The organism is Paracoccus nototheniae, from assembly GCF_004335005.1.
Taxonomy (GTDB): Bacteria; Pseudomonadota; Alphaproteobacteria; order Rhodobacterales; family Rhodobacteraceae; genus Paracoccus; species Paracoccus nototheniae.
On record NZ_RQRT01000125.1, the window covers coordinates 1 to 5,889 of the forward strand.

5 protein-coding genes are annotated in these 5,889 nt (G+C 69.0%); 1 reads left to right on the top strand and 4 read right to left on the bottom strand.

The window, feature by feature from the left end; all coding sequences use genetic code 11:
- Positions 1–122: 122 nt before the first annotated feature.
- Positions 123–1,274 carry an MFS transporter gene (locus EG885_RS21585; RefSeq protein ID WP_131578780.1) on the bottom strand — a complete coding sequence of 384 codons (1,152 nt, stop codon included), beginning with the start codon at positions 1,272–1,274 and terminating at the stop codon, positions 123–125.
- 7 nt (positions 1,275–1,281) lie between these two features.
- Positions 1,282–2,286, bottom strand: a complete 1,005-nt coding sequence (locus EG885_RS21590) for a 2-hydroxyacid dehydrogenase (RefSeq protein ID WP_131578782.1) — start codon at positions 2,284–2,286, stop codon at positions 1,282–1,284.
- Between the two features lie 255 nt (positions 2,287–2,541).
- Here EG885_RS21590 and EG885_RS21595 point away from each other — a divergent pair, with 255 nt between their 5' ends.
- Positions 2,542–3,012, top strand: a complete 471-nt coding sequence (locus EG885_RS21595; RefSeq protein WP_242679795.1) for an SH3 domain-containing protein — start codon at positions 2,542–2,544, stop codon at positions 3,010–3,012.
- Between the two features lie 135 nt (positions 3,013–3,147).
- On the opposite strand, the gene EG885_RS21600 is transcribed toward EG885_RS21595, so the two are convergent.
- Together EG885_RS21600 and EG885_RS21605 are read right to left on the bottom strand one after the other, a co-directional pair.
- Positions 3,148–5,172, bottom strand: coding sequence for a M3 family metallopeptidase (locus EG885_RS21600; RefSeq protein WP_131578786.1), 2,025 nt, complete (start codon positions 5,170–5,172; stop codon positions 3,148–3,150).
- A gap of 28 nt (positions 5,173–5,200) precedes the next feature.
- The coding region (locus EG885_RS21605; RefSeq protein ID WP_131578788.1) for a HesA/MoeB/ThiF family protein at positions 5,201–5,889 on the bottom strand (689 nt) is incomplete at its 5' end.

Genomic DNA, 5,889 nt, shown 5'->3' on the forward strand with positions numbered 1-5,889 from the left:
CCAATCTCTATCGCTGACCCCGCCCCGTCTTGGTCACGACAATATTCTGCTGGGGCGCGCGCCACGGGTCCGGGGACCAGCCGGCGACGGGACGCAAAGTCTTCCCGGCGGCGCCACCCGGCTCAGCGTCCCTCGAAATCCGCCGTCCGCGCCAGATGCGACAGCGCCAGCGGAATGACCAGCAGCACCGCCAGCGCCAGATAGATGGTCCCAAGGCTCAGCTTTTCCGCCAGAAACCCGATGCTGCCCGGCGCCAGCAGGATCCCGGAATAGCCCATCATCGTCACGACGGACAACCCCATCCCAGCCGCCAGCCCCGGCACGTTCCCGGCGGCGGAAAAGGCGATGGGCACCATATTGGCGATCCCGATCCCGGCCAGCGCAAAGCCTGCGATCGCGGGCCCCGGCGCGTCGGACAACCCCGCCAGCGCCAGGCCGGCCATCGCCATGCCCGCACTGGCGCGCAGCGTCGCCACCGCCCCGAACCGCCGCCGCAACCCGTCGCCCAGAAACCGCATCACCGCCATCGTGCCCGCACAGGCCGCAAAGCCCCAGCCCGCCACCGCCAGCGAGGCGCCCATCTCGCGCTGCAGATAGACGGCGGCCCAGTCCAGAATCGCCCCCTCTGGGATCATCGCGGTCAGCGCCATCAGGCCGATCAGATAGGGCAAGGGCGTGCGCGGCAACCGCAAAGGCGGCTTGTCCGCGCCCGGCGCCGGACGATCTTCCAGCAGGCGCGGCAGCGCCCAGACCAGCACCCCGGCCACCGCGACGGTCACGATGACCGCATGGGCAACCTCGCCGACAGCCAGGATCAACGCCCCGCCCGCGCCTGCGCCCGCCAAGCCCCCAAGGCTCCAGAACCCATGGCAGGAGGACATGATCGCCCGCCTCCGATGCCGCTCGACCGCGACGGCATTGGCGTTCATCGCGACATCCATGCCGCCGATCACCCCGCCGAACAGGAACACCGCGCCCGCCACCGGCCAATAGCCCGGCGCCACCGACATCCACACCAAGGATGTACAGGCTGCCCATGCGGCCACCCTGACCGCCCGCGCCGAACCGGCCCGCGCCACCATCGCGCCAAAGACCGGCATCACGCACAACGATCCCGCGCCCAATCCCAGCACGATCAGGCCCGCCATCGCCTCGGTGATGCCCAACCGCTCCATCAGGGCCGGGATCTTGGGCGCCCAACTGCCCACCAGCAGCCCATTGGCGAAAAACAGCGCCGAGACCGCCCACCGTGCCCGTCCATCCATCATGGTCATGAACCGCCTACAACATCGAGGGCACGACCAGATCGGGCGGCCGGTGGCCATCCGCAAAGGTCTTGATGTTGATGATCACCTTTTCGCCCATCTCGGCGCGCCCCTCGACCGTGGCGCTGCCCATATGCGGCAGCAGCACGACATTGGGCAGTTCGCGCAGACGTGGATTGATCTCGTGCCCATGTTCGAACACGTCCAGACCAGCGCCCGCGATCTCTCCGGCGCGCAGCATGCGGGTCAGCGCGTTCTCGTCGATGACCTCCCCGCGAGAGGTGTTCACGATCACCGCGCTTGGCTTCATCAGCTTCAGCCGCCGCGCATTGAGCAGATGAAAGGTGGAGGGGGTATGCGGCGCGTTTACGCTGACGATGTCCATGCGCGCCAGCATCTGATCCAGACTTTCCCACCAGGTGGCCTGCAACGCCTCCTCGATTTCGGGGCGCAGGCGCTTGCGGTTGTGATAATGCACCTGCATTCCAAAGGCGTTGGCCCGGCGCGCGACGGCCTGCCCGATCCGGCCCATGCCCAGAATCCCCAGCCTGCGCCCGCCGACGCGACCGCCCAGATGCGCGGTAGGCGACCAGCCCTGCCAGCGCCCGGCCTGCATCTCGGCCAGCCCCTCGGGGATGCGGCGGGTGACGGCCAGAATCAGCGCCAGCGTCATGTCGGCGGTATCTTCGGTCACCACGCCGGGGGTGTTGCTGACCAGAATGCCGCGCTGGCGGGCGGACAGCACGTCGATGTGATCGACCCCCGCCCCGAAATTCGCGATCAGCTTCAACCGCTCGCCGGCGCGGGCCAGCATGGCGGCGGTGATCTGGTCGGTGACGGTGGGCACCAGCACATCGACGCCCTGCATCAGGCCCACCAGCTCGTCCAGACCCAGCTTGCGGTCGTCGTCGCGCAGGGTCACGTCGAACAGCTCCGACATGCGGGACTGCACCGGCTCGGGCAGGCGCCGTGTGACGGCGACACGCAGCCGGGGGCGGGTCGGGGTCGGGTTGACGGACATGGTCACCTCACTGTGTTGCAGGTGCCGCAAGGCACATGTCGGCGCGCCCTTTCCATCCACAGACGCTTTTGGCAAACTGCCCGCGATGAGGGGCAGGCACAAGACCCCCAGCACGGGCCGCGTCCCCATCCGGGCGGCGGGCTCAGGCCAGACAGGAACGGACAGGGCATGAGCTTACGGGCAGGCAGGACAGGCGCAGGGGCGGCCATTGCCCTCGCGGTGGCGATCGGGATGGCGGGGATGGCAGCGCCCGCGATGGCGCAGACCCCGGCCGAACAGACCCAACCCCAAACGGGACAGCGCGGCGCGGTGACGAACCTGCCGCTGCCCCGCTATGTCAGCCTCAAGGGGAACGAGGGGAACGCCCGGCGCGGCCCCAGCCTGTCGCATCGCATCGATTGGGTCTTCCGCCATGCCGGCATGCCCTTGCGCGTGGTGGCCGAATTCGGCCATTGGCGCCGGGTCGAGGATAAGGACGGCGCCGGGGGCTGGATCCATTACGCGCTTCTGTCCGGCGTGCGCACCGCGCTGGTCACGCAGGACATGCTGGAACTGCGCAGCCGTCCCAACCCGGATGCCGATATCGTCGCCCGGGCCGAGGCCGGGGCAATCCTGCGCCTGAACGAATGCGAGCCCGACTGGTGCCGCGTCGCGGGCGGCGGACAACGCGGATGGGTGCCCAAGACCGCGATCTGGGGCGCCGACCCCGGCGAAATCCGCGACTGATCCGGGCCCGCGCAAGGCCCATTCCCTGCGCCCGCCCCCTGCACCCATCCCCTGCGCCCATCCCCTGCGACGGTCCAAAAATATCCCGGGGGGCGCGCCGCAGGCGCGGGGGGCAGCGCCCCCCTTTCAGGCGGCTCAGATCAACCCGCGCCCCTTCAGCAGCGCATCGACCCCCGGCATCCGCTGCCGAAAGGCGATCCACAGTTCATCCGCCGGGGCGGACCCGCCGCGCGACAGGATCGTCTCCTCCAGCCGCCGGGCGGTGGCGGGATCGAAGATGTCGCCCGTCTCTTCGAAGGCCGCGAAGGCGTCGGCATCCATCACCTCGGACCACATATAGCTGTAATATCCGCTGGCATAGCTGTCGCCCGCGAAGACATGGGCGAAATGCGGGGTGGCATGGCGCATCGGGATGGCGGGCGGGCCGTCCAGTGCGGTCAGGATCTCGGCCTGCCGTGCCATGGCGTCGGCGGGCGGCGCGCCCCGGTGAAATGCCAGATCGACCAGCGCGCTTTCCAGATATTCCACCGTCGAGAACCCGGCCCCCGCCTTGCCCGCCGCCAGCAGGCGGTCGCGCAGGGCTGCGGGCAGAACCTCGCCCGTCTCGTGATGGCGGGCATGGGCGTCCAGCACCGCGGGCTGTTCCAGCCAATGTTCGTACAGCTGGCTGGGCAGTTCCACGAAATCCTGCGCGACCGAGGTCCCCGAGATCGAGGGCCAGGTCACGTCGGACAGGATGTGATGCGTCGCATGGCCGAATTCGTGAAACAGCGTCCGCGCATCGTCCCATGACAGAAAGGCGGGCGCGCCCGGCGTCTCGGGCGGGGTGAAATTGCACACGTTCACCACGATCGGGCGTTGCCCCTCGCCCAGCTTGTGCTGGACCTGCAGGGACGAACACCATGCCCCCGACCGCTTGGACGGTCTTGCGAAATAATCCCCCACGAACACCGCCATCAACCGGCCATCCCGCGTCACCCGCCAGGCCCGGACATCGGGCGACCACAAGGGCGCCTCCAGCGGTTGGAAGTCCAGCCCGAACAGGCGATGCGCCACGTCGAAGACCGCGCCCAGCATCGCATCGAGCGTCAGATAGGGGGCCACCTGATCGGCATCCACATCATGATCCTGCTGGCGCAGCCGGGCGGCATACAGGCGCCAGTCCCAGGCCTCCAAGGGTCCGTTGACGCCATCGTCGCGCAGCATGGCCGTCAACCGCGCCTCGTCCGCCGCAGCGCGGCTGCGGGCAGCGGTCCAGACCTCTGACAGCAGCGCCTCGACCCGCTCGGGCGTGGCGGCCATCTGGGTGTCCAGCTTCCACGAGGCGAAATCGGCATAGCCCAGCAGCTGTGCACGTTCATGGCGCAGGGCCAGAATCTCGTGCAGGACGGGCAGGTTGTCGGTTGCCTGCCCGCCCGCGCCGGTGCCCGACCCGCGCGCGGTCCAGGCGCGGAACGCCGTCTCGCGCAATGCGCGGTCGCCCGCATGTTCCAGAAACGGCACGATCAGCGACCGGTTCAGCGTCACGATCTGGCCCGGCAGCCCACGCTCCTTCGCCGCCGCCCGCATGGCGCGCAGCAGCCAGCCGGGCAGGCCCACCAGACGGTCATCGGGTATGGGCAGGACAAAGTCGCGTTCATCGGTCAGCACGTTCTGGGTGAACTGGGTGGTCAGCACTGCCAGCCGGGCGCGGATCGCGGTCATCCGCGCGCGTCCGGCATCGTCCAGCCCGGCACCCGCGCGGGTCAGATCGCGCAGCGCCAGTTCGGTGATCCGCGCATCCTCGGGCGGCAGGGTCGACGCCCCCTCGGCCACCGCTTTGACCCTTGCATACAGCCGGGGGTCCATGTTGATGCGGCTGCCATGATCGGCCAGACGCGGCGCGAAATCGCGTTGCAACGCCTGACGCGCCTCGTTCGAATCGACCCCTGCCAGCGTGTAGAAGACCGACAGGACACGGTTCAGCCCCTCATCGGCCAGTTCCATCGCGGCGATGGTGTTGGCAAACGTGGGGGCCTCGGGATTGGCGGCGATCGCCTCATGCGCGGCCTCGGATGCAGCCAGCTCGCGGTCGAAAGCCGGGGCGAAATCGCCGTCATCGATCAGATCAAAGCGCGGCAGCCCCTCGGCGCCGGTCCAGCGGGTCAGTTGCGGGTTCATCGCGGGCCTCCTGTCTGTTGGCGCCACCCTAGTGAGCCGCCGCCGCGCGGGCCAGAGCCGATTGCCCCCCGCAGACCGGACACGCCGGATCGGGCGTCGTGCCGATCATCCGGGTCTCTCCATACAGCCCGTCGAACAGGATCATCCGTCCGCGCAGCCCCTGCCCCGCGCCGGTCAGATGCTTGATCGCCTCCAGCGCCATCAGGCTGCCGATGACGCCGGGCAAGGCGCCGACCACGCCCGCCTCGGCGCAGGGCGCGTCATGTTCGGGGGCGGTGGGAAAGATGCAGGCGATGCAGGGACCGCCGCGCGCGGGATCGGACAGGGTCACCTGCCCCTCCCACTGCCCGATGGCGCCCCAGATCAGCGGCACGCCCGCCTGCACGCATGCGCGGTTGATGGCGGCGCGGGTGGCAAAGCTGTCGGTGCCGTCAATGACCAGATCATGCTGGGCGATCAGTGCCCCGTCATTTTCGGTGATGCGCCGCGTCAGGGGGGTGATGTCCAGATGCGGGTTCAGCGCCAGCATGGCCTGCGCTGCGGCATAGGCCTTGGGTTCGCCCCGCAGGTCGTCACGAAAGATCACCTGTCGCTGCAGGTGATGTTCGACGGTCTGGGTGACGGCGGTGTCATCCTCGATCAGGATGATCGCCAGCGGTCCCTTGGCCAGCGTTTCGGGCTTGCGGGCCAGAAACGTCTCCATGTTCTGGGCGGTCA

Bases quoted from the DNA above. Each gene is read 5' to 3' on its own strand.
- EG885_RS21600 (WP_131578786.1), bottom strand. From the start codon at position 5,172: ATGAACCCGCAACTGACCCGCTGGACCGGCGCCGAGGGGCTGCCGCGC.
- EG885_RS21585 (WP_131578780.1), bottom strand. From the start codon at position 1,274: ATGACCATGATGGATGGACGGGCACGGTGGGCGGTCTCGGCGCTGTTT.
- EG885_RS21590 (WP_131578782.1), bottom strand. From the start codon at position 2,286: ATGTCCGTCAACCCGACCCCGACCCGCCCCCGGCTGCGTGTCGCCGTC.
- EG885_RS21595 (WP_242679795.1), top strand. From the start codon at position 2,542: ATGGCGCAGACCCCGGCCGAACAGACCCAACCCCAAACGGGACAGCGC.